General features: G+C 69.8%; 26 protein-coding genes. 14 read left to right on the forward strand and 12 right to left on the reverse strand.

All coding sequences use genetic code 11. The annotated features are described in order from the left end of the window. The first annotated feature begins 42 nt into the window (after window positions 1-42). Window positions 43-1,566: an apolipoprotein N-acyltransferase gene (gene lnt / locus QSJ60_RS11555; protein WP_285463689.1), complete on the forward strand. Its 1,524-nt coding sequence runs from the start codon at window positions 43-45 to the stop codon at window positions 1,564-1,566. Window positions 1,567-1,635: 69 nt separating this feature from the next. Here lnt and QSJ60_RS11560 read toward each other — a convergent pair whose 3' ends face one another. The 4 genes from QSJ60_RS11560 to QSJ60_RS11575 form a co-directional block, all read right to left on the reverse strand. Next, window positions 1,636-2,001 (reverse strand): RNA polymerase-binding protein RbpA, encoded by a 366-nt coding sequence (locus QSJ60_RS11560; RefSeq protein WP_189086779.1) that lies wholly within the window; start codon window positions 1,999-2,001, stop codon window positions 1,636-1,638. Between the two features lie 85 nt (window positions 2,002-2,086). After that, window positions 2,087-2,851, reverse strand: coding sequence for a glycerophosphodiester phosphodiesterase family protein (locus QSJ60_RS11565; RefSeq protein WP_285463692.1), 765 nt, complete (start codon window positions 2,849-2,851; stop codon window positions 2,087-2,089). Continuing rightward, window positions 2,848-3,771: an SPFH domain-containing protein gene (locus QSJ60_RS11570; RefSeq protein ID WP_189086777.1), complete on the reverse strand. Its 924-nt coding sequence runs from the start codon at window positions 3,769-3,771 to the stop codon at window positions 2,848-2,850. Before QSJ60_RS11570 ends, QSJ60_RS11565 begins: the two co-directional genes overlap by 4 nt. Next, a complete protein-coding gene (locus tag QSJ60_RS11575) occupies window positions 3,768-4,241 on the reverse strand; it encodes an NfeD family protein (protein WP_229781856.1) in 474 nt (157 codons plus the stop codon). Before QSJ60_RS11575 ends, QSJ60_RS11570 begins: the two co-directional genes overlap by 4 nt. Before the next feature lie 119 nt (window positions 4,242-4,360). Here QSJ60_RS11575 and QSJ60_RS11580 point away from each other — a divergent pair, with 119 nt between their 5' ends. Next, a complete protein-coding gene (locus QSJ60_RS11580) occupies window positions 4,361-5,128 on the forward strand; it encodes an SDR family oxidoreductase (protein ID WP_230768740.1) in 768 nt (255 codons plus the stop codon). An 82-nt stretch (window positions 5,129-5,210) separates the two neighbouring features. On the opposite strand, the gene QSJ60_RS11585 is transcribed toward QSJ60_RS11580, so the two are convergent. Beyond that, a complete protein-coding gene (locus QSJ60_RS11585; protein ID WP_230768739.1) occupies window positions 5,211-5,813 on the reverse strand; it encodes an HdeD family acid-resistance protein in 603 nt (200 codons plus the stop codon). A gap of 218 nt (window positions 5,814-6,031) precedes the next feature. On the opposite strand from QSJ60_RS11585, the gene QSJ60_RS11590 reads away from it, so the two are divergent. Genes QSJ60_RS11590 through QSJ60_RS11605 form a run of 4 tightly spaced genes read left to right on the forward strand, consistent with a single transcriptional unit; the run spans window position 6,032 to window position 10,133 of the window. After that, window positions 6,032-6,490 carry a helix-turn-helix transcriptional regulator gene (locus tag QSJ60_RS11590; RefSeq protein WP_189086774.1) on the forward strand — a complete coding sequence of 153 codons (459 nt, stop codon included), beginning with the start codon at window positions 6,032-6,034 and terminating at the stop codon, window positions 6,488-6,490. 5 nt (window positions 6,491-6,495) lie between these two features. Next, window positions 6,496-6,903, forward strand: a complete 408-nt coding sequence (locus tag QSJ60_RS11595) for a VOC family protein (RefSeq protein ID WP_230768738.1) — start codon at window positions 6,496-6,498, stop codon at window positions 6,901-6,903. A gap of 55 nt (window positions 6,904-6,958) precedes the next feature. Next, entirely contained in the window at window positions 6,959-9,334 is a 2,376-nt protein-coding gene (locus QSJ60_RS11600) for an ATP-binding cassette domain-containing protein (protein ID WP_285463694.1), read from the forward strand. Between the two features lie 25 nt (window positions 9,335-9,359). After that, a complete protein-coding gene (locus QSJ60_RS11605) occupies window positions 9,360-10,133 on the forward strand; it encodes a phosphotransferase (RefSeq protein ID WP_285463695.1) in 774 nt (257 codons plus the stop codon). Between the two features lie 16 nt (window positions 10,134-10,149). Here QSJ60_RS11605 and QSJ60_RS11610 read toward each other — a convergent pair whose 3' ends face one another. After that, a complete protein-coding gene (locus QSJ60_RS11610) occupies window positions 10,150-10,659 on the reverse strand; it encodes a GNAT family N-acetyltransferase (protein ID WP_285463696.1) in 510 nt (169 codons plus the stop codon). Between the two features lie 97 nt (window positions 10,660-10,756). Here QSJ60_RS11610 and QSJ60_RS11615 point away from each other — a divergent pair, with 97 nt between their 5' ends. Both QSJ60_RS11615 and QSJ60_RS11620 read left to right on the forward strand, forming a co-directional pair. Further along, window positions 10,757-10,945 (forward strand): hypothetical protein, encoded by a 189-nt coding sequence (locus QSJ60_RS11615; RefSeq protein ID WP_285463697.1) that lies wholly within the window; start codon window positions 10,757-10,759, stop codon window positions 10,943-10,945. A gap of 154 nt (window positions 10,946-11,099) precedes the next feature. Further along, window positions 11,100-11,282, forward strand: a complete 183-nt coding sequence (locus QSJ60_RS11620; protein WP_285463698.1) for a hypothetical protein — start codon at window positions 11,100-11,102, stop codon at window positions 11,280-11,282. A gap of 17 nt (window positions 11,283-11,299) precedes the next feature. Here QSJ60_RS11620 and QSJ60_RS11625 read toward each other — a convergent pair whose 3' ends face one another. Then, entirely contained in the window at window positions 11,300-11,821 is a 522-nt protein-coding gene (locus tag QSJ60_RS11625) for a hypothetical protein (RefSeq protein WP_285463699.1), read from the reverse strand. A gap of 280 nt (window positions 11,822-12,101) precedes the next feature. Between QSJ60_RS11625 and QSJ60_RS11630 the strand changes: the two genes are divergently transcribed. Next, entirely contained in the window at window positions 12,102-12,842 is a 741-nt protein-coding gene (locus tag QSJ60_RS11630) for a DUF4328 domain-containing protein (RefSeq protein WP_285463700.1), read from the forward strand. Then, entirely contained in the window at window positions 12,839-13,303 is a 465-nt protein-coding gene (locus QSJ60_RS11635) for a hypothetical protein (RefSeq protein WP_285463701.1), read from the forward strand. The genes QSJ60_RS11630 and QSJ60_RS11635 overlap by 4 nt, the downstream gene beginning before the upstream one ends. A gap of 19 nt (window positions 13,304-13,322) precedes the next feature. Here QSJ60_RS11635 and QSJ60_RS11640 read toward each other — a convergent pair whose 3' ends face one another. Then, window positions 13,323-13,829, reverse strand: coding sequence for a GNAT family N-acetyltransferase (locus QSJ60_RS11640; protein ID WP_285463702.1), 507 nt, complete (start codon window positions 13,827-13,829; stop codon window positions 13,323-13,325). A gap of 90 nt (window positions 13,830-13,919) precedes the next feature. On the opposite strand from QSJ60_RS11640, the gene QSJ60_RS11645 reads away from it, so the two are divergent. After that, on the forward strand, window positions 13,920-14,411 hold the full coding sequence (locus tag QSJ60_RS11645; protein ID WP_285463703.1) for a DUF1990 family protein: 492 nt from the start codon (window positions 13,920-13,922) through the stop codon (window positions 14,409-14,411). A 10-nt stretch (window positions 14,412-14,421) separates the two neighbouring features. On the opposite strand, the gene QSJ60_RS11650 is transcribed toward QSJ60_RS11645, so the two are convergent. Beyond that, on the reverse strand, window positions 14,422-14,760 hold the full coding sequence (locus QSJ60_RS11650) for a hypothetical protein (protein ID WP_285463705.1): 339 nt from the start codon (window positions 14,758-14,760) through the stop codon (window positions 14,422-14,424). Window positions 14,761-14,822: 62 nt separating this feature from the next. Between QSJ60_RS11650 and QSJ60_RS11655 the strand changes: the two genes are divergently transcribed. Next, window positions 14,823-15,584, forward strand: a complete 762-nt coding sequence (locus tag QSJ60_RS11655; RefSeq protein ID WP_285463706.1) for an SDR family NAD(P)-dependent oxidoreductase — start codon at window positions 14,823-14,825, stop codon at window positions 15,582-15,584. A 24-nt stretch (window positions 15,585-15,608) separates the two neighbouring features. Here QSJ60_RS11655 and dhaM read toward each other — a convergent pair whose 3' ends face one another. From dhaM to dhaK, 3 genes are read right to left on the reverse strand one after another with little or no spacing between them, the layout of a single operon-like run. Then, window positions 15,609-16,319: a dihydroxyacetone kinase phosphoryl donor subunit DhaM gene (gene dhaM / locus QSJ60_RS11660; RefSeq protein WP_285463707.1), complete on the reverse strand. Its 711-nt coding sequence runs from the start codon at window positions 16,317-16,319 to the stop codon at window positions 15,609-15,611. 3 nt (window positions 16,320-16,322) lie between these two features. After that, entirely contained in the window at window positions 16,323-16,970 is a 648-nt protein-coding gene (gene dhaL / locus QSJ60_RS11665) for a dihydroxyacetone kinase subunit DhaL (protein WP_189086761.1), read from the reverse strand. A 13-nt stretch (window positions 16,971-16,983) separates the two neighbouring features. Continuing rightward, window positions 16,984-17,985, reverse strand: coding sequence for a dihydroxyacetone kinase subunit DhaK (dhaK, locus tag QSJ60_RS11670; RefSeq protein WP_285463709.1), 1,002 nt, complete (start codon window positions 17,983-17,985; stop codon window positions 16,984-16,986). A gap of 236 nt (window positions 17,986-18,221) precedes the next feature. Here dhaK and QSJ60_RS11675 point away from each other — a divergent pair, with 236 nt between their 5' ends. Then, a complete protein-coding gene (locus tag QSJ60_RS11675) occupies window positions 18,222-18,995 on the forward strand; it encodes an MIP/aquaporin family protein (RefSeq protein ID WP_285463710.1) in 774 nt (257 codons plus the stop codon). A 112-nt stretch (window positions 18,996-19,107) separates the two neighbouring features. Next, complete coding sequence (gene glpK, locus QSJ60_RS11680) at window positions 19,108-20,622, forward strand: glycerol kinase GlpK (protein WP_285463711.1); 1,515 nt, start codon at window positions 19,108-19,110, stop codon at window positions 20,620-20,622. Window positions 20,623-20,639: the final 17 nt, after the last annotated feature.

The following is a 20,639-nucleotide window of genomic DNA, read 5'->3' on the forward strand; positions in this document are numbered from 1 at the left end:
AGCGCGGCCGACCCACAGCTTCCAGCGCCTAGGATTTCCCCCGTGCCAGAACGCCCTCGCTCGCTGCTGCCCTGGTGGGCGGCGCTCCCCGTCGCCGTCGGCGCCGCCTTCGTCTACGACCTCGGCTTCCCCGGCGCGAGCATCTGGCCGCTCGCCTTCGTCGGCATCGCGCTCGCGCTCCTGACGCTGGTCGGGCGCAGCATCGGCGGGGCCCTGCTCATGGGCTACGTCTTCGGCGCCACCTTCTACCTCGTCGACGTCTCCTGGACGGGACGCTACCTCGGTCCGATCCCGTGGCTCGCCCTCTCGCTCTTCGAGGCGGTCTTCGTCGCGGTCGGCGCGCTCGCGATCGCGCTGGCGTACCGGTGGATGCCTCGTGCCGCCCCCGGTCGGTTCGGTCGGCTCGTCGCCCTGCCCGCGCTCGTCGCGGGCCTCTGGGTGCTCCGCGAGAACGTGGTGGGCTCGGTGCCGTACGGGGGATTCCCGTGGGCGAGAGCGGCACTCAGCCAATCCGAGAGCCCCTTCGCCCAGCTCGTCTCCTGGGTCGGCTCCTCGGGCCTCGGCTTCGTGATGGTCTTCCTCGTGGCGGCGATCATCGAATGGCTCCGCGCCCGCTCCTGGAACGACTGGCGCGGTGCGCTGCCCGTCGCCGCCACGCTCGTCGTCGCGCTCCTCCTGCCGGCCTGGCCCACCGCGCCGAACGGCGAGTTCCGCGTCGCGAGCGCGCAGGGCAACGGCCCGGCCGGGTACTTCGACGAGCGCGAGCCCGGTGAGGTCTTCCGCAGCCAGCTCGACGCGAGCGAACCGCTGTTCGGCGCCGAAGACGTCGACGTGCTGCTCTGGCCCGAGGGCTCGGTCGACCTCGACCCGCTGGGGGATCCGAGCGCCGCGGCAGCGCTCGACCGGATCGCGGAGCGGGTCGACGCCCCGTTCATCATGAACGCCGTCAGCTACCGCGACGAGAAGTTCTACAACACCTCGATGCTCTGGCGCGCCGGCGAGGGAGCGACCGCCCTCTACGACAAGCGGAACCCCGTGCCGTTCGGCGAGTACATCCCCGATCGCGACTTCTACATGCTCTTCGCGCCGGACCTCATCTCCCTGGTGCAGCGCGGATATTCGGCGGGCACCAATCCGCCGGTGTTCGACCTCGACGGCACCCTGGCCGGCCTCGCCATCTGCTTCGACGTCATCTACGACAACCTCATCTGGGAGGGCGCCCGCGACGGCGCCGAGGTCTATCTGCTGCAGACGAACAACGCCGACTTCCGCGGCACCGACGAGAACCTGCAGCAGCTCGCGATCGCGCGGCTCCGGGCGATCGAGACCGGGCGCTCCGTCGTGAACCTCTCGACCGTGGGCACGAGCCAGGTGATGGATCCCACGGGTCGCACGATCGACGGCCTGAAGGCCGATGTGCCCGGCGCGATGCTGACCGACGTGGAGCTCCGCACCGGCCTCACACCGGCGGTCTTCCTCGGGCCGTGGGTGCCCGGCGCGATCGGCGTGCTCTCGTTCGCGGGGCTCATCGCCGCGGGCATCGCGGCCCGTCGTCGACGGAGTTGAGCGGCCAGTCCGTTCGAGAAATGACGAACGCCCCGCTGCTGCGGGGCGTTTCGTCGTGTCGGAAGGTGCTCAGGCGCCGATCTTCTGCTGGCCGCGACGGGCGCGCAGGTAGTTGAGGCGCTCGGCGAGCAGCTCTTCGAGCTCGGGGATCGTGCGGCGCTCGAGCAGCATGTCCCAGTGGGTGCGCGCGGCCTTCTCGCCGGAGCGGTCGACCTCGACGGGCTTGGAGTCGACGAGCAGCGTCGCCTCCGCACCGCAGAAGCGGCACTCCCACACTTCGGGGAGCTCGGCCTCGGTGGAGAAGACCATGACGGTCTCGCGCTCGCACGTCGCGCAGCGGTAGGTGTACTCGGCGCGGTCGGCGAACACCACGCCGTCTTCACTCTGCAGGCTCTGCGAACCGATTCGCATGCCTCGAAGGCTCCGGTCGGCCATGGTGGGCTCCTCTCGATCGCTTACAGTTCTAAACGATCAAGCTGGGCGTTCCCTTGCCAGCGGCCGTGGAATTGTCGGGGAATTCTCAGTGTTGCGCGATCAGCTCGAGCGCGATGTCCGCCCGATCGGTCACGAGACCGTCGACGCCGAGGGCGAGCAGCCGACGCATGTCGATCGGATCGTTCACCGTCCACACGTGGGTCTCCACGCCGAGCTCGTGCAGCGCTCGGAGGAAGCGCGGCGTGACCAGCCGGATGCCGTTCGCCCGCTCGGGGATCTGCAGCGCCCGCGCGCCCCGCAGTGCGCGGCGGAGGAGCGCCCGGTTGCCGCTCAGCGCCGCGGAGCGGGCCGCCAGGACGCTGCTGCCGCCCGCGGACGTCGCGACCCCGGGGATCGCTGTGGCGAGGCGCAGCCGACGGCGCTCGGAGAAGCTCGTGAGCAGCACGCGGTCGGCGGAGCGAGTGCGCAGCACCGCCTCGATCGTGGGCGCCACCGCCCCCTCGGTCTTCACGTCGATGTTGAACCGGGTCTCGCCGAAGCCGTCGAGCGCCTCGGCCAGGCTCGCGAACCCCTGTCCCTCGCCGAGCTCGACGCGCCGGAGCTCGGGCATCGTGAGCTGGTCGACGCGGACCGGACGGTCGGCGACCCGCTCGAGGCTCGGGTCGTGCGCGATGACCGCGACGCCGTCGTGCGAGACGTGCACATCGGTCTCGACGTGGGTGACGCCGATCGCGACGGCCTTCGCGAAGGCGAGCAGGGTGTTCTCGGGAGCCTCGAGGGCGAGCCCCCGGTGCGCCAGTACGCGCGGGGGCTCGCCCTCGAAGTACGCCGTCGTGACGTCGTCGCTCACTGCGGAGGCTGGCCCTCCGTACGGGCGCCGGGCGCGCCGCCGGGGGTGAACGCCTTGCCGATGCCCTTCAGCGCCTCGGTGAGCTCGCTCGGCACGATCCAGAGCTTGTTGGCCTGGCCCTGCGCGAGCTGGGGGAGCGTCTGCAGGTACTGGTAGGCGAGCAGCTTCGGATCGGCGTCGCCCTCGTGGATGGCGCGGAAGACCGTCTGGATGGCCTCGGCCTCGCCCTGCGCGCGCAGCACGGCGGCCTTGGCGTCGCCCTCCGCGCGGAGGATCTCGGCCTGGCGGAGGCCCTCCGCCTCGAGGATGGCGGACTGCTTCGTGCCCTCGGCGGTGAGGATCGCGGCACGGCGGTCGCGCTCGGCGCGCATCTGCTTCTCCATCGAGTCCTGGATGGACACGGGCGGGTCGATCGCCTTCAGCTCGACGCGCGAGACGCGGATGCCCCACTTGCCGGTGGCCTCGTCGAGGACGATGCGGAGCTGCCCGTTGATGTTGTCGCGGCTGGTGAGCGCCTCCTCGAGGTTCAGCCCGCCGACCACGTTGCGGAGCGTGGTGGTCGTCAGCTGCTCGACGGCGCCCAGGTAGTTCGCGATCTCGTAGGTGGCCGCGCGCGCGTCGGTCACCTGGAAGTAGACGACCGTGTCGATCGAGACGACGAGGTTGTCCTCGGTGATCACGGGCTGCGGCGGGAACGAGACCACCTGCTCGCGCATGTCGACGAGCGGGCGCAGCCGATCGATGAACGGCACGAGCACGTTCAGCCCGGGCGTGAGCGTCTTGTGGTAGCGGCCGAGGCGCTCGACGACGCCGGAGTAGGCCTGGGGGATGATCCGGATCGAGCGGGCGAGGATCACGATCACGAAGATCGCGATCGCCACCACGACGACCGTCAGGATGATGGTGGGGACGTCGATCACGACGCGGCGCTCCTCTCTACCGGCACGACGACGGCCGTCGCACCGTCGATGCCGGTGACGAGGACCTTCTCGCCGACCGCGACATCGCGCTGTTCGGTGATGGGGGAGAGCCTGGCGGTCCAGGTCTCCCCGTTCTGCAGGCGGACCTGGCCGCCGGCCTGGGTGAGCGTGCTGACGACGGCGCCGTCTGCGCCGATCAGGGCGTCGATGTTGCTCCTGGCCGGATCGCCGCCGCGTCGCAGCCTCCGCAGGAGCGGCGGGCGGAGGGTGAAGATGAGCACGACGGCGACGATGGCGGCGACGAGGAACTGCGCCCACCAGGGGATGCCGAACGCGCCCGAGACGAGTCCGGCGACGCTGCCGAGCGCGAGCATCAGGAAAGTCATCTCGAGCGTGAAGACCTCGATCGTCGCGAACGCGAGGATCAGCACGATCCACGCGATCCAGGCGTACTCGGTCAGTACATCCACTTTCCTTCTCCTTCGAACGCCCCACTCGAAACTAGCAGCCCGACCTCGGCATACGGGGATTGATATCCTCGGGTTCGGCGTCCGTTCGGGCGCCCGAACCGACCCCGAGGAGTCCGCCAGTGACCAGCCCGCTCGCCCCCGCAACGCTCGACGGCAAGGTCGCGCTCGTGACCGGTTCGTCCCGGGGCATCGGCGCCGACACGGTGCGGTATCTCGCCGCCGCCGGCGCCTCGGTCGTCGTGAACTACCGCAGCAAGGCCCCGCGCGCCGAGAAGGTCGTCGCTGAGATCACCGAGGCCGGCGGCCGCGCCATCGCGGTCGGCGCCGACCTCACCGATGCGGCCTCCGTCACCGCGATGTTCGAGCGCACCGTCGCCGAGCTCGGCCGAGTCGACCTGCTCGTGCTGAACGCCTCCGGCGGCATGGAGTCCGGCATGGGCGAGGACTACGCCATGCGGCTGAACCGCGACGCGCAGCTCAACGTCGTCGAGCAGGCCATGCCGTTCCTCGCCGAGGGCGCGCGGATCGTCTTCGTGACGAGCCACCAGGCCCACTTCATCCGCACCACCCCGACGATGCCCGAGTACGAGCCGGTGGCGCTGTCGAAGCGCGCCGGAGAGGACGCGCTCCGCGCGAAGCTCCCCGAGTTCGACGCGGCGGGCATCGAGTTCGTGGTCGTCTCGGGCGACATGATCGAGGGCACCATCACCGCCACCCTGCTCGAGCGTGCGAACCCCGGCGCCATCGCCGCCCGCCGTGAGGACGCGGGCCGCCTCTACAACGTGTCCGAGTTCGCAGCCGAGGTCGCGCAGGCCGCCGTGGACCCCATCCCCGCCGAGCACACGCGCCTCGTCGGCGACGTCTCGGGCTTCGCCCCCGAGGCCTGACGGGCGAGAGCGCCGAAGACGAAACGGCCGGCCGACGGAAGCGGGGCTTCCGACGGCCGGCCGTCGTCGTTGCGGTTCCGGGTCAGGCGGCGACGCCCTTGCCGAAGGTGAACGCGCGCACGATCTGCACGATGCCGAGCACGATGAGCGCGATTCCCGCGAAGATGAACAGCACCACGGCGCCCCAGAGCGGCGAGAAGAGCAGCACGACACCGGCCACGACGCTCAGGATGCCGAAGAAGATCGCCCACCCCTTCGACGCGGCGTCGCCCGACTGGACGAGTGCCACGATGCCCTCGACGATCCACAGGATGCCGACGAAGAGGCCGAGGAACAGTCCGAGGATGACGGCCGACTCGCTGGGGTTCGCGAGCACGATCACACCGCCGATGACGAACAGGACGCCGAGGATGATGTCGAGCGCCCTCGCCCCGCCCGAGATCCCCTTGGAGAAGATGCCCAGGCCGAGGTAGGCGAGGCCGGCGATGATGAAGTAGATCCCGAAGAGGATCGTGATGACCACGGCGGAGTTCTTCGGCCAGAACGTGATCAGCAGACCGAAGATGAGCGCGACGGCACCGGAGATGCCCAGGGTGGCGCGCACCGTGTTGATGGCGGACTTCGTCAGGTCCCTCGCATCGAGCGAGAACGCAGCGAAGACGCCGTCCGACTGGGGCGTTGACATGAGCGGTTCCTTTCTCACGACTGGGAGATACGGGGCCAGGCTAGGCCGCCACGCAAGCTGAGTGTCGGATGTGAACCCGCGCGTCGCGATGCGACCTTTCGCGACGGGAGCTAAACGGTCGCGCCATGGAACGGATGTCGCTCGGGTGCGCTAGCGTCGCTTCAGGCTCCGAGCGGGCGGTGCGCGCCGCCCTCGCCGAACGATGCACCGGGGGAGAGATGGCCGAGCACGCCGACGCCGACCGCGAGCGACAGCGGCTCGCAGACCTGGCGCGTCTGCGCCGCGTCCGCGATCGCATCGACCGCGAGTACGCCCGGCCGTTGAACGTCGACGAACTCGCCCGCGGGGCGAACCTGTCCGCCGGCCATCTCAGCCGCGCGTTCAAGGCGGCCTACGGCGAGTCGGTCTACAGCTACCTCATGACCCGCCGCATCGAGCGCGCGATGGCGCTGCTCCGGCGCGGCGACCTCAGCGTGACCGAGGTCTGCTTCGAGGTGGGCTGCTCCTCGCTCGGCACGTTCAGCACCCGCTTCACGGAGCTCGTCGGCGTGCCGCCGAGCGAGTTCCGCGCGCAAGCGGCGGGGCCCCTCGAGGGCGTGCCGTCGGTCCTCGCCAAACGCGCGACGAGACCGATCAGGAATCGAGAAGCGCGCCCGAAACCCCAGCGACTAGCGTGACGCGCATGGACATCTCGATTCAGTACACCTTCCTTCCGCACACGGATGCCGAGGCATCCCTCGCCTTCTACCGCGACGTGCTGGGATTCGAGCTGCGCAACGACGTCGGCTACGACGGCATGCGCTGGCTGACGCTCGGCGCGCCGGAGCAGACGAACTCCGTCGTGCTCTACCCGCCGAACGCCGACCCGGGCATCACCGAGGACGAGCAGCGCACCATCGCCGAGATGATGGCGAAGGGCACCTTCGCGAGCATCGTCCTCGCGGCCGGCGACGTCGACGCCGCCTTCGACCGGGTGCAGGCGAGCGGGGCCGAGGTGGCGCAGGAGCCCATCGACCAGCCGTACGGCGTCCGCGACTGCGCGTTCCGCGACCCCGCCGGCAACATGGTGCGCATCCAGCAGCCGAGCTGAGCGACATCCGCCCACCCACCACTGCCGAAGCCGAACGCCGAATGATGGAGCAGCCATGACCGATGCCCCGACGCCCGCCGCCACCGAGCACCCCGCCGACCAGCACGAGCGCATCCTCGTGCGGGGCGCCCGCGAGAACAACCTGAAGGACGTGGACGTCGAGCTCCCGAAGCGCCGACTCACGGTGTTCACGGGCGTCTCCGGCTCCGGCAAGAGCTCGCTCGTCTTCGACACGATCGCGGCGGAGTCCCGGCGCATGATCGACGAGACCTACAGCGCCTTCGTGCAAGGCTTCATGCCCTCGGTGCCGCGCCCCGACGTGGACGTGCTCGAGGGGCTCACGACGGCGATCATCGTCGACCAGGAGCGGCTCGGGGCGAACCCCCGATCCACCGTCGGCACGGTCACCGACGCCAACGCGATGCTGCGTATCCTGTTCAGCAAGCTGGGGCAGCCGTACATCGGCGGCCCGACCGCGTTCTCGTTCAACATCCCGACGCAGAAGGCGAGCGGGGTGATGACCGGACCCGGCGGCGAGAAGAAGATCGTCAAGGACGCGATCTACCTCGGCGGCATGTGCCCGCGCTGCGAGGGCCGCGGGCAGGTGTCGGACCTCGACCTCTCGCAGATCGTCGACGAGTCGAAGTCGCTGAACGAGGGCGCGATCATGGTGCCCGGCTACACGGCCGACGGCTGGATGGTGAAGGGCTTCTCCGAGTCGGGCTTCTATCCCGCCGACAAGCCGATCGCACAGTTCAGCGAGAAGCAGCGGCAACTCTTCCTCTACGGCGAGGTGACGAAGGTCAAGATCAGCGGCATCAACATGACCTACGAGGGGCTCATCCCGAAGCTCACGAAGTCGATGCTCTCGAAGGACCTCGACGCGCTGCAGCCGCACATCCGCGCGTTCGTCGAGCGGGTCGCCTCCTTCGCGACCTGCCCGGAGTGCGACGGCACCCGTCTCACCGAGGGCGCCAGATCCTCGAAGATCGACGGCATCAGCATCGCCGACGCGTGCCGCATGCAGGTGACCGACCTCGCCGACTGGGTGCGCGGCCTGGATCTGCCCGAGGCGGGACCGCTGCTCGGCGCGCTCAGCGCCAACCTCGACGCCTTCGTCACGCTGGGCCTCGGCTACCTGAGCCTCGAGCGGCCGTCCGGCACGCTGTCCGGCGGCGAGGCGCAGCGCATCAAGATGCTCCGTCATCTCGGGTCCTCGCTCACCGACATCACGTACGTGTTCGACGAGCCGACGATCGGGCTGCACCCGCACGACATCCAACGCATGAACGGCCTGCTCCTGCGGTTGCGCGACAAGGGCAACACCGTGCTCGTCGTCGAGCACAAGCCCGAGACGATCGCGATCGCCGACCACGTCGTCGACCTGGGCCCCGGGGCGGGCAGCAACGGCGGCGAGATCTGCTTCGAGGGCGACGTGGAGGGGCTCAAGCGGAGCGGCACGCTCACGGGTCGGCATCTCGACGATCGCGCCTCGCTCAAGGCCGAGGTGCGCAGCGCCTCCGGGGCCATCGAGGTGCGCGGCGCCAACGAGCACAACCTGCGCGACGTCGACGTCGACCTGCCGCTCGGCGTGCTCACGGTGGTGACGGGCGTGGCCGGGTCGGGCAAGAGCTCGCTCATCCACAACTCCGTGGTGAAGCGGCCGGGCGTCGTCTCCATCGATCAGGGCGCGATCAAGGGCTCTCGGCGGAGCAATCCGGCCACGTACACCGGGCTGCTCGAGCCGATCCGCAAGGCGTTCGCGAAGGCGAACGGCGTGAAGCCGGCGCTGTTCAGTGCGAACTCGGAGGGCGCCTGCCCGACGTGCAAAGGCTCGGGCGTCATCGTCACCGAACTCGGCTTCATGGACACGATCGAGACGCCGTGCGAGGACTGCGGCGGCAAGCGCTTCCAGGCGGCCGTGCTCGACTACAAGCTCGGCGGGCTCGACATCACCGAGGTCCTCGACCTCCCCGTCGCGCGGGCGCGCGAGTTCTTCGCCGAAGGTGAGGCGAAGATCCCAGCCGCGGTGGCCATCCTCGGCCGGCTCGCCGACGTCGGGCTCGGCTATCTCACGCTCGGGCAGCCGCTCTCGACGCTCTCCGGCGGTGAACGTCAGCGCGTGAAGCTCGCGATCGCGATGGGGGAGACGGGCGAGGTCTACGTGCTCGACGAGCCCACGACCGGCCTGCATCTCGCCGACGTCGAGAACCTGCTCGGTCTGCTCGACCGGCTGGTCGACTCCGGCAAGTCGGTCATCGTGATCGAGCACCATCAGGCGGTGATGGCGCACGCGGACTGGATCATCGACCTCGGCCCCGGCGCCGGGCACGATGGCGGACTCGTCGTCTTCGAGGGCACGCCGGCCGAGTTGGTCGCGGCGAAATCGACGCTAACCGGGCAGCACCTGGCCGAGTACGTCGGGGCGTGACCGCACGCCTCGATAGGCTCGCGGGATGAGCGACGCCGCGAACACCTCCCGATCCGTCACGAGTGAGACCGGCGAGGTGCTCGCCGGCGGCAACATGGGCGAGGTCGTCCGCATCGGCGACACCGTCCGGCGACCCGCGGGGGAGTGGACGCCGGCCGTGCAGCGGCTGCTGGCCGCGCTCGGCGAATCCGGCGTCTCCGGCATCCCCGTGCCGCTCGGGCTGGATGAGCGCGGCCGCGAGATGCTCTCGTTCGTCGAGGGCGACAACCTCGCGTCGGCCGATCCCGCGGTGCTCTGGTCGGAGCGGGTGCTGAGCGACGCGGGCGCGCTGCTCCGGCGGCTCCACGACGCGAGCGTGCCGCTGATTGGAGCCGATCTCGTCTGGCGCACCGCAGCGCGGGAGCCCGTCGAGGTCATCTGCCACAACGACTTCGCCACGTACAACCTCATCGTGCGCGACGGCGAGCTCGTCGGAGCGATCGACTTCGATCTCGCCTCGCCCGGGCCCAGGCTCTGGGATCTCGCGTACCTCGCCTACCGCATCGTCCCGTACGCGGCGGACGCGCCGGATGCCGACGGGCTCGACCGCGACGCGCGTCTCCTGACGCTGCTCGACGCGTACGGAACGGATGCCTCGCCGCGGCAAGTGCTCGCGGCCGCGGCCGAGCGACTCGGCGAGCTCGAGGCGTTCACGCGTGAGCGCGCGGCGGAGAGCGGACGGGCGGATCTGCTTGAGCATGCGGCGATGTATCGAGCGGATGCGGCGGCCCTCCGCGCCGAGCTGGGGGAGCGGGGCTGAGCAGGACTCGCGGGCGTCAGAGCGTCCGGGTCATCTGGATGCGGCGACCATAGGCGTCAAGCCCGAGCGCCACCTCGATCGGCGGAAGGCGCAGCTCGAAGTCCGTGATCGGTTCCGTCTCGATGAAGCCGTGCCGGAGATAAAAGAGGCCGTTCCACGGCACGTCCGCGTAGGTACGCAGCGTCAGCGCCGTGTACCCGCGCGTCTGCGCCTCGGCCGCGGCCGCTTCGACGAGCTGACCGCCGATTCCGCGGCGCCCCATGTCCGGGCGAACGGACAGCTGTTCGAGATGAGCCTGCCCCGCGATCTCGAGTACCTGGACGAAACCCAGAATGGGAGCCGATGGCTCGGCGCCCGAAGCGGCGACGAGGGTGAACCCGGGCGCCGCGGCACGTTCGTCCGCAGTGCCCGGCGGCGGCCAATCCCGGGCCTCGAAGCGGTCCACGAACAGCTGATCGGCGTCGCGCTCGATCTCCTCGGTCGCAGCGAAGTCGGGGCCGCTCGCGGCGCGAATCGTGATGGCCATCCTCCGACGCTATCGCAGCCGCCAGGCGAATCGGAGAAACCACTACCATTCTTCGCCCGCAGGGCGTATGCTTCCGCTACTGGAACGGGGGAGCGGCATGGAACTCATCTTCTGGCTCGGAGGATTCCTGGCCCTCCTCGCCGGCGGCACCGCCTGGGTGACGGTCAGGTCGCGTCGAAGCCGGTCCCGCGCTGGCGATGCCGACGCGACCATCTCGGGGGAGCGTTCGCACAGCGATGCGCTCGCGGCCGCACACACCGCCGGTCAGGCGCTCGGCCCGCAGTGAGCGAGCCCGGGTATCTGCTCGTCTCGGCGAGCTACGCCTTCGCGAGTGCCGAGCGCGCGCTCGAATTGGGTTTCGACGACAGGCGCGCCATCTCGTCGACCTGGCGCGAATCCCGGGCGAGGATTGGCGCGATCGCCAGCGCCGACTGGACCAGGTGCTCGGGGATGCCGTCCGAGCAGCGGTCGACCTTCAGATGCCGGCGGGCGACGACGGGATCGAGCTCGTGCTGCGCATCAGCTTCATCTCCAACGGCGGCGAGCAGCTCGGGTACGCACTCACGAGCGAGTTCCTGCGGGCGTGGGCCGCACTCGGCGGAGCCATCCACATCGACAACTGAGGCACGCACACGCAGCATCAGTCGTCGCTGGCGACGACGAGATGCAAGGTTCCCGAGCGTCGATCGATCGTGACGAACTCATGAAACCCGAGATTTCCGGTAACCCAGCCGTACTCGTGGAGGAAATCGTCCGACGGGTTCCTGAGTCGATAGGTGCGCCCCGAACGCAACACCTCGTACACCGGCCCGAGACGCTCGTGCACGTCTGACGGCTGGCGGTACTCCGGATCACGCCAGTCCTGCTCATCAACCCAGGTTCGAATCATCGACCTGGCAAGCTCTGCATTCGTCTCGGAGAATCGACCTTGGTGAATCGCTCCCACGTACCAGCGACCGTGAATGACCGGCGGGTCGACCAGTTCCTCGCCGTCAAACGGAGACGCGTAGTCGTGCCCGTATCCCGGGCTCGAGATCAGGAGTTGGAGCAGCTCACGGTCCGACTTCGAGGCGTCGAGCTCGAACCGAATCAACTGCACCCACATGAAGGTCAGACGATCCAGATGCACGACGTCCCATCCGGTGATACGCAGCGCTGCCATTCGATGAATGTACCGGCGCTAGTCCACTATCGAACCAGGTTCTCGTTTCGCCGATAATGCACATTATGTCCGAATGAAGGGCAGAGTCACGTAGTAGCGCAGGAACCCACTCCCCGTTGCTCCGGCGGATGGGCACGGAGAACCCGCCGGTCGCTGCGACACGGGCTAGGCAAACGTTCAAAGGTTCCCATGATCGGTCACCGCTCACTAGAGTGACAGCATCGAGCGGACAGTTCCGTCCGAATCGTTCATTCGATTGAAGAACCCGAAGGATCCACCGATGACGACGACCCCTGCGGCGATTCCCCCAGGCTGGTATCCAGCACCCGACGGGTCGGGAACGACGTGGTGGTGGGATGGCGCTCAGTGGATCCAGCCGCAGCAGCTGCCGGGTTCGACGAACCCCCGCTCGCTCGCCAAGCTAGCCCTGATCACGCAGATTCTCCTGGTTGCCTGCGGCGCGGCGGGCGCGATGACCCTCGCCATCGAGATCTACGGCGTGAGCGTCACCAGCGACTTCCTCAACGGCAACGACACATCAACCGCCCTGTTCGACCTCTACGACCAGGGCAGCCTCGTCATCAGCATCGCCGCCGCCCTCGCCACGATTGCGACCGCGGTGCTCTGGGCCGTCTGGCAGTTCCATGCGGCGAAGCATGTGGCGGGCCAGACCCGGCGCACCCCGGGATGGCACGCCGGGTCCTGGTTCATCCCGATCGCCTGCTGGTGGTTCCCGTACCAGAACATCTCGGACCTGTGGCGCGCCACCGGACGCGTGCGTCCCTCGTGGCAGATCGCTTGGTGGCTGCTCTGGCTCTCCGGGAATGTCGTATCGCAGGTCTCGTACCGCGTCTACCTCGCTGCGGAGGATCTCGAGCAGCTGCGGGTCTCGATGTGGATCAGCATCGTGGGCGAGCTGCTCACGCTGGCCGCGGTGCCCCTCGCCTGCCTGATCGTGCGCGGCATCACCCAGGGCATCGTGCAGCGCGCCGCGACGCCAGCGCACACGCTCGTCGCGTGAGCCGGGCTCGCGTCGACGTGCACGCACTGCTCGAGGCCTTCGGGCCGGAAGCCGGTGCGCTCCCCGACTGCTACGCGGAGGGATCGGCGGCGAGCCACTGGCCGCTGCTCGTCGACGCGCTCCGACAGACCGGCTGGGTGGTGCAGTGGAACTCGGACGGGTCGCACGTGCTCGCCGAGCAGGCGGCGTCGAGACTCGCGGCGGGAGACTCGATCCGCGTGCACCCGACCTCGTCGGTCCAGGTGAACTTCTTCGACTGGGGCGAGGTCGCATTCGACTTCGACCTTCGCGAGCTCACGGACCAGTCCGCAGCAGACGCGCTCTGCGACGTCATCGCCCTCGGCGGCACCGCGCTCGGCCGTGACGTGCGGGTGTTCGAGGAGGGCGCCGCCGACGACGAGGTGCTCCGGTACAGCGTGGCCGACAGCACGTTCATACTCCGTCGTCCGCGGAGCGCGTGAGGCTCGCATCGCCCCATCGTCACACAGCAGGCCCGCGGAACACCCACACGCCCGAGTCTTCGACATGACCGCGGGGGTACTCGAAGGCTTCGACTCCGATGAGTTCGAAGCCCACCTTGCGGCAGATGGCGCCCGAGGCCTCGTTCGTCATGCGCGGGTACGCATAGATCGCGACCGAGGGGTCGTGACGGCGGACCTCCGCGATGAGGGCGCGAAGCGCACCGGTCGCGATGCCACGCCCCTGATAGCCAGATTCCACGGCCCACCCCGCCTCGACCGCCGCTTCGCCGTGGTGCTCGTGCGGCCAGTAGCCGATGGAACCGACGCCCTCCGGGTGCCCGTCGATCACGATGCGGAACATACGGGCGGTACCGTCTCGCCACTCCCCCAGATACCGCTCGTGGCGGCGTTCGACGGCCTCCGGCGTCTCCGGGCCGCCGAGGTGGGCCGTCATCTCTGCCGTGTTGCTGCGCTGGAGCGTGGCGAGATCGTCGTCAGACCATCGTTGCAGTCGCACCTCAGTCATGGCGCCAGTGAATCACCGACCACCGACATCCCCAGGAGCGAAACGGAGACCCAGTAGCCTGTCCGAACGCACTCAGAAGGGGCGGACGGAATGCGCTCGGACGATGACACTCCTCCGTCGTTGCTCGACGGTCTCCAGCCAACTGCCGGATTCGACACGAGCGAGGTCGTCCGGGCGATCGGCGACGGAGACGAGCTGTGGCACCGCGCCGCGGTGGATCTCCTCCGCTGGCGCGTGAAGACACGCAGCGGCTTTCGCGTTCCGGGCGGCGCGGTCGCGACGCCGGGCGCACGGCTCATCGTCCGCGCCGGCATCCTCGCTTGGAGCGTCCCGGAACCGGTCGAAGTGGTCGCCGTCGTCGACGAACCGTCGCGCGTCGGATTCGCCTACGCCACGAGACCGGGCCACCCGCTCGACGGCGAGGAAGCGTTCGTGCTCGATCGCGCCGCCGACGGCGTGATCACCCTCACCATCAGGTCCCGCTCACGCGCGGCAGCGTACGGTCCGTGGCACCGCGCCTACCCGCTGCTTCGGATCGCTCAGCGCGTCACGAGGTGGCGTTACCTCCACGCCCTCCGCTGAGCGCAGCCATTCAGCCCGCCGAGGCGCGCTGCTCGTACCGTTCCAGCCGGCGCCCCTGCGCCGGCATGCCCAGCTCGTTCAGCGGCCCCGTCGTCGCGCGTTCCGGCAGCCGCTCGGTGGTGGGACACGTCATGACGATGTTGCCGGACAGGTCGTCGAAGGTGTGCTCGAAGATCGCGTGACCGCAGACCGGACACGGCCGAGTCCGAAGCTCGGCGGCATCCGTCTGGTCCACGTCACCGACCGAGGGCGGGGCGCCGAAGATCGGCTCGAGCGCGGAGTCCACTCGATCGAAGAACCTGGTGAAAGCGTTGCCGTCTCCTGGGCGGCTCGCTGCGTCGCGTGCCATGGCCGGATGCTACGCCTCGACGCCGGGCGCCGCCACCCCGCCGCGCTGCCTAGGCTGGACCCATGAGCTCTGCCCCCACGACACCCGCGACCATCATCACCGGCGGCACCCGCGGGATCGGCCGGGCCATCGCCGAGCGCCTCGCGGGCAAGGGGCACGCGCTCCTGCTCAGCTACCGCAGCCGGGAGGACGAAGCGCAGGAACTCGCCGCGCGGCTCCGCGCGAGCGGCGCCCGGGTCGAGCTACTCCGTGTCGACCTGGCCGACCTCGACGCGGCCGCGAACATCGTGCCGGCCGCCATCGAGCAGTTCGGCACCGTCACCGGACTCGTGAACAACGCCGGCATCACCGGCAAGATCGGCGGCTTCCTCGACGTCCCGCTCGAAGAGAGCGAGCTCGTCTTCCGGGTGAACGTCCTCGCCCCGCTCCTCATCACCCAGCAGGCGATCCGGCACATGTCCACCGAACTCGGCGGACGAGGCGGCTCGATCGTGAACATCTCCTCCGGCGCCGCGACGAGCGGCTCGCCGAACCGCTACGTGCCCTACTCGATGAGCAAGGCCGCCCTGAACGTGCTCACGCTCGGCACCGCGAAGGAGTTCGCGCGCGCAGGCGTCCGGGTGAACACGGTCTCCCCCGGCACGACGCGCACCGAGATCCACGCGGATGCCGGCCGGCCGAACGCTCCTGACGAGCGCGCAGCATCGATCCCGATGGGTCGCGCCGGCGAGCCCCACGAGATCGCGGGCGCGGTGGACTACCTCCTGTCGGACGACGCGAGCTACACGACGGGCACGGACATTCGAATCAGCGGCGGCAACTGACCCCGGCGACACGGTCGGCCCCGGTCAGACCTCCCCGAACCCGGACTCCACGAGCTCGGCGAGCGCGTCGACCGCCGCCCCGCCCGCGGGATCCGCGCTCGCGATGACGACCTCCGCGCCCTTCGTCAGGCCCATCGCCATGATCGCGAGCAGACTCTTCGCGTCGGTGCCGTTCACCGTCACCGGCTCGGCGAAGGTGCTCGCGAGCTTCACCAGCTCCGCCGCGGGGCGCGCGTGCAGCCCCGACGGGTTGATGAGTCGCACGGTACGCTGGGGCCCGCTCGCTCCGGCAGCGAACGTCGAGCCGGGACCGGCGGCGGATGCCTCACCGCCATCGACCTCGCCTCCGGCGGCGCTGCGAGCCGCAGCGACCACAGCCTCGAGCCCGTCGCCGGCCTGCGCCGCGACCGCAGCGGCCACCCCGCCCTCGACGATCGGGGTGTCCACGATGCGCACGCGCTCGCGCACCTCGTCGTCGAGGAAATCGAGCGCGGTCTCCGCGGTCAGGATCGCCGAGCCGAGATCGCAGAGCACGACCACGCCGTGCCCGGCGTCCGCCTCCGCGATCGCCGCGCTCACGCGGTCGAAGCTCGTCCCGATCCGCCCGTCGTCCGTGCCGCCCGCCGCGATGAGCGCCGTCTCCGGAGCCATCTGACCGGCCAGCTCGACGAGCCCCTCGGCGATCTTCGCGGAGTGCGAGACGAAGACGAGGCCAACACGGCCTGCCGACCCCACCCCTCAGTCCCCCGCCGCCGCGACGGCCGCGTCCGCAGCGGCGCGCAGCAGAAGCGCCGACGACTCGGCCCCCGGGTCGCGATGGCCGGCCGACCGTTCACCGAGGTAGCTCGCGCGCCCCTTCCTGGCGACGAGCGGCTCGGTCGCCTCCGCCCCGGCCTCCGCCGCGCTCGCCGCGGCCTCCAGGACCGTGCGGGCGTCCGCACCGGACGCCGCCTCGGCATCCGCGGCCTCGACCGCCGGAGTCCAGGCATCCACCATCGTCTTGTCGCCCGACTCGGCCTTGCCGCGGGCGACGATGCCGTCACGAGCGGCGGTCAGCACCGCGGCGATCGCCGGCCCATCGAGGGAGGTCGCGGACCCGGCCGCCATCGCCCCCTTCAGGTACGCGGTGCCGTAGAGCGGGCCGGCGGCACCGCCGACCGTCGAGATCAAGGTGGTCGCCACCAGCTTCAGCACGTCGCCAGGGGTCGATCCCGCGGCGAGGTCGTCGAGCTTCGGCAGCACGGCCTGGAAGCCGCGGTCGAGGTTCTCGCCGTGATCGCCGTCGCCGATCTCGCGATCGAGTGCGATGAGCCTCGTGCGATGCTCGGCGACGGTCTCCGCGCTGCGGCGCACCCAGTCGACCGCCCAGGTGATGTCCAAGCCCACGCTCAGCCCCTCTCTACCGGCCCCAGCGGAGCGCGGCCGTCTGCACCGGCGCGTCCCACAGCTGGATCATCTCGTCGTCGAGTTTCAGCAGGGTGATCGACATGCCCTGCATCTCGAGGGCGGTGATGTAGTTGCCGACGAGCGATCGGGCGATCTCGATCCCCCGTTCTCCGAGCGCCTCGGCGGCCCGTCGGTACGCGAGGTAGAGCTCGACCTGCGGCGTCCCGCCCATGCCGTTCACGAAGAGCAGCACGCGGTCCCCCGAGCCGAACGGCAGATCTTCGAGGATCGGGTCGAGCAGCCGGTCGACCAAGCGGTCGGCAGGCTCGAGCTTGATGCGCTCGCGACCCGGCTCCCCGTGGATGCCGATGCCGATCTCGATCTCGTCCTCGGCCAGGGTGAAGCTCGGCTCCCCGGCGTGCGGCACGATGCACGGCGTGAGCGCGAGGCCCATCGAACGTGCGTTGGCGTTCACCCGTTCGGCGACGGCGGCCACCTCGTCCAGGGAATCGCCGCGCTGCGCGGCGGCGCCGGCGATCTTCTCGACGAGCACGGTTCCCGCGACCCCTCGGCGGCCGGCCGTGTAGAGGGAGTCCTTCACCGCGACGTCGTCGTTCGTGACGACCGCACGCACCTCGATGCCCTCCGCCGCGGCGAGATCGGCCGCGGTCTCGAAGTTCAGCACGTCGCCCGTGTAGTTCTTCACGATGTGGAGCACGCCCGCTCCCCCGTCGACCGCCTTCGTCGCGGCGAGGATCGGGTCCGGCGTCGGCGAGGTGAAGACGGCGCCGGGCACCGCCGCGTCGAGCATGCCGTAGCCGACATATCCCGCGTGGAGCGGCTCGTGTCCGCTGCCTCCGCCGCTGACGAGCCCGACCTTGCCGGCGACCGGCGCATCGGCTCGCACGACCAAGATCGGGTCGTACTCGACACGCACCAGATCGGCGTGGGCGGCCGCGAAGCCCGCCACGGACTCGTCGACCACGCGCTTCGGGTCGTTGATGATCTTCTTCACCGCAAATCCCTTCCCCGCAGGGCCGCGCGGCGTCGCGCAGAGGGCACCGACGCCGCAACGGCAGTACCGCCAACCTACGCCCCGCCGAGCGGTTCAGGTAAGGGGGCTCGGATGAATCGCCCGGAACACGCGGCGAGGGAGCGCTCTTCCCCCGCGCCCGAGTCTGTGACTAGGGTGAGCACTATCACCGCCCTTGGGCGCGGCCCGCGGGCTCAGCGAAAGGATGGGTAGTCAACGTGGACAATCTCGGGGTCTTGTTCCTCGCGGAGCTCGTCGGCACGGCGATGCTCGTACTGCTCGGCTGTGGCGTGGTCGCCAACGTCGCACTCGTGCGCACCAAGGGATTCAACGGCGGATTCCTCATGGTCAACTTCGGCTGGGGCCTCGCGGTCTTCGCCGGTGTGGTCGTGTCATACGCCTCTGGCGCGCACATCAACCCGGCCGTGACGCTCGGCCTCGTCGCGAACGGCGCGACCGAGTTCGGCAACGCTGCGATGGGGACGACGGTGGCGGTCTCGTTCCTGAGCGTCATCACCTACATCGGTGCGCAGCTGATCGGCGCGATCATCGGCGCCGTGCTGTGCTGGCTCGCGTACAAGCAGCACTTCGACGAGGAGCCCGAGCCGGCGAACAAGCTCGGCGTGTTCTCGACCGGCCCGGCGATCCGCTCCTACGGCTGGAACCTCGTCACCGAGATCATCGGCACCTTCGTGCTCGTCTTCGTCGTGATCGGCTTCGGCCGCAACGGCGACGCCTCCGGCCTCGCCGCCCTGGGCGCGCTGCCGGTCGCGCTCCTCGTGGTCGGTATCGGCGCCTCCCTCGGTGGCCCGACCGGGTACGCGATCAACCCGGCCCGTGACCTCGGCCCGCGCATCGCGCACGCCATCCTGCCTATCAAGGGCAAGGGCTCGAGCGACTGGAGCTACTCCTGGGTGCCCATCGTCGGTCCGATCATCGGCGGCGTCCTCGCCGGCTGGGCGGCCATCTTCGCCCTGCCGCTCCTCGGTTGAATTCACTCGGGGCCGCCCTCTCGGAGGGAGGCCCCGAGTCGTTCCGACCGCCTGAACCTCAGCATCACCACGACGGCGACCGCCGGAAGGCGGACGCGAGAGGAGCCATTCCATGGCCGACTACATCCTGTCGATCGATCAGGGCACCACGAGCACCCGGGCGATCATCTTCGACAAGTCCGGTTCGATCGTCTCGACCGGACAGCTCGAGCACGAGCAGATCTTCCCCAAGGCCGGCTGGGTCGAGCACGACCCCATGGAGATCTGGAACAACACCCGTGAGGTCATCGGCCAGGCACTCGGCAAAGCGGACCTGACCCGACACGACATCGCCGCGGTCGGCATCACCAACCAGCGCGAGACCGCCGTCGTCTGGGACAAGAACACGGGGCAGCCCGTGTACAACGCGATCGTCTGGCAGGACACCCGCACGCAGAGCATCGTCGACCGCCTCGCCGCCGACGGCGGCGTCGAGCGGTTCAAGCAGGACGTGGGGCTCCCGCTCGCCACCTACTTCTCGGGGACGAAGATCGTCTGGATCCTGGAGAACGTCGAGGGCGCCCGCGAGAAGGCCGAGTCCGGGGACCTCCTCTTCGGCACCACCGACTGCTGGGTGCTGTGGAACCTCACCGGCGGTGCCGACGGCGGCGTGCACGCCACCGACGTCACCAACGCGAGCCGCACCCTCTTCATGGACCTCGAGACGCTGAGCTGGCGCGACGACATCCTCGAGGCGTTCGGCGTGCCCCGCTCGATGCTCCCCGAGATCAAGAGCTCGTCCGAGGTCTACGGGACCGTCGAGCCGTCGAGCCTCCTCCGCGAGGTGCCCGTGGCCGGCATCCTGGGCGACCAGCAGGCCGCGACCTTCGGCCAGGCGGCGTTCGACCCGGGAGAGTCGAAGAACACCTACGGCACGGGCAACTTCCTGATCTTCAACACCGGCACCGAGATCGTGCATTCGAAGAACGGGCTGCTCACCACGCTCGGGTACAAGCTCGGCGACGACGACCCGCACTACGCGCTCGAGGGCTCGATCGCGGTCACCGGCTCGCTCATCCAGTGGCTGCGCGACAACCTCGGCCTCATCTCCAGCGCACCCGAGGTCGAGGAGCTCGCCAAGAGCGTCGAGGACAACGGCGGCGCGTACTTCGTGCCCGCGTTCTCGGGCCTGTTCGCACCCTACTGGCGACCGGATGCGCGCGGTGCGCTCGTCGGGCTCACGCGCTACGTCAACAAGGGGCACATCGCCCGCGCCGCGCTCGAGGCGACCGCCTTCCAGACCCGCGAGGTGCTGGACGCCGTGAACGCGGACTCCGGCGTCGAGCTCAGTGAGCTGAAGGTGGACGGCGGCATGATCGCGAACAACACGCTCATGCAGTTCCAGGCGGACATCCTGGGCGTTCCCGTGGTGCGGCCGGTGGTCGCGGAGACGACGGCGCTCGGCGCGGCGTACGCCGCGGGCCTCGCGGTCGGCTTCTGGTCGGGCCTCGACGACCTCCGCGCCAACTGGCAGGAGGACCGCCGCTGGGAGCCGGAGATGGACGCCGAGGAGCGCGAGCGCGAGCTGCGGCTCTGGAAGAAGGCCGTCACGAAGACCCTCGACTGGGTCGACGAGGACGTGCGCTGACGGCGGTCGCGCCGCGC

It is taken from the genome of Agromyces sp. NBRC 114283, from assembly GCF_030268405.1.
GTDB classification, from domain to species: Bacteria; Actinomycetota; Actinomycetes; order Actinomycetales; family Microbacteriaceae; genus Agromyces; species Agromyces mediolanus.

Coding starts and splice junctions, on each gene's coding strand:
- QSJ60_RS11560 (WP_189086779.1), bottom strand. CDS start 2,001: ATGGCCGACCGGAGCCTTCGAGGCATGCGAATCGGTTCGCAGAGCCTG.
- QSJ60_RS11585 (WP_230768739.1), bottom strand. CDS start 5,813: ATGTCAACGCCCCAGTCGGACGGCGTCTTCGCTGCGTTCTCGCTCGAT.
- QSJ60_RS11590 (WP_189086774.1), top strand. CDS start 6,032: ATGGCCGAGCACGCCGACGCCGACCGCGAGCGACAGCGGCTCGCAGAC.
- QSJ60_RS11595 (WP_230768738.1), top strand. CDS start 6,496: ATGGACATCTCGATTCAGTACACCTTCCTTCCGCACACGGATGCCGAG.
- QSJ60_RS11600 (WP_285463694.1), top strand. CDS start 6,959: ATGACCGATGCCCCGACGCCCGCCGCCACCGAGCACCCCGCCGACCAG.
- QSJ60_RS11605 (WP_285463695.1), top strand. CDS start 9,360: ATGAGCGACGCCGCGAACACCTCCCGATCCGTCACGAGTGAGACCGGC.
- QSJ60_RS11610 (WP_285463696.1), bottom strand. CDS start 10,659: ATGGCCATCACGATTCGCGCCGCGAGCGGCCCCGACTTCGCTGCGACC.
- QSJ60_RS11615 (WP_285463697.1), top strand. CDS start 10,757: ATGGAACTCATCTTCTGGCTCGGAGGATTCCTGGCCCTCCTCGCCGGC.
- QSJ60_RS11625 (WP_285463699.1), bottom strand. CDS start 11,821: ATGGCAGCGCTGCGTATCACCGGATGGGACGTCGTGCATCTGGATCGT.
- QSJ60_RS11630 (WP_285463700.1), top strand. CDS start 12,102: ATGACGACGACCCCTGCGGCGATTCCCCCAGGCTGGTATCCAGCACCC.
- QSJ60_RS11640 (WP_285463702.1), bottom strand. CDS start 13,829: ATGACTGAGGTGCGACTGCAACGATGGTCTGACGACGATCTCGCCACG.
- QSJ60_RS11645 (WP_285463703.1), top strand. CDS start 13,920: ATGCGCTCGGACGATGACACTCCTCCGTCGTTGCTCGACGGTCTCCAG.
- QSJ60_RS11650 (WP_285463705.1), bottom strand. CDS start 14,760: ATGGCACGCGACGCAGCGAGCCGCCCAGGAGACGGCAACGCTTTCACC.
- QSJ60_RS11655 (WP_285463706.1), top strand. CDS start 14,823: ATGAGCTCTGCCCCCACGACACCCGCGACCATCATCACCGGCGGCACC.
- glpK (WP_285463711.1), top strand. CDS start 19,108: ATGGCCGACTACATCCTGTCGATCGATCAGGGCACCACGAGCACCCGG.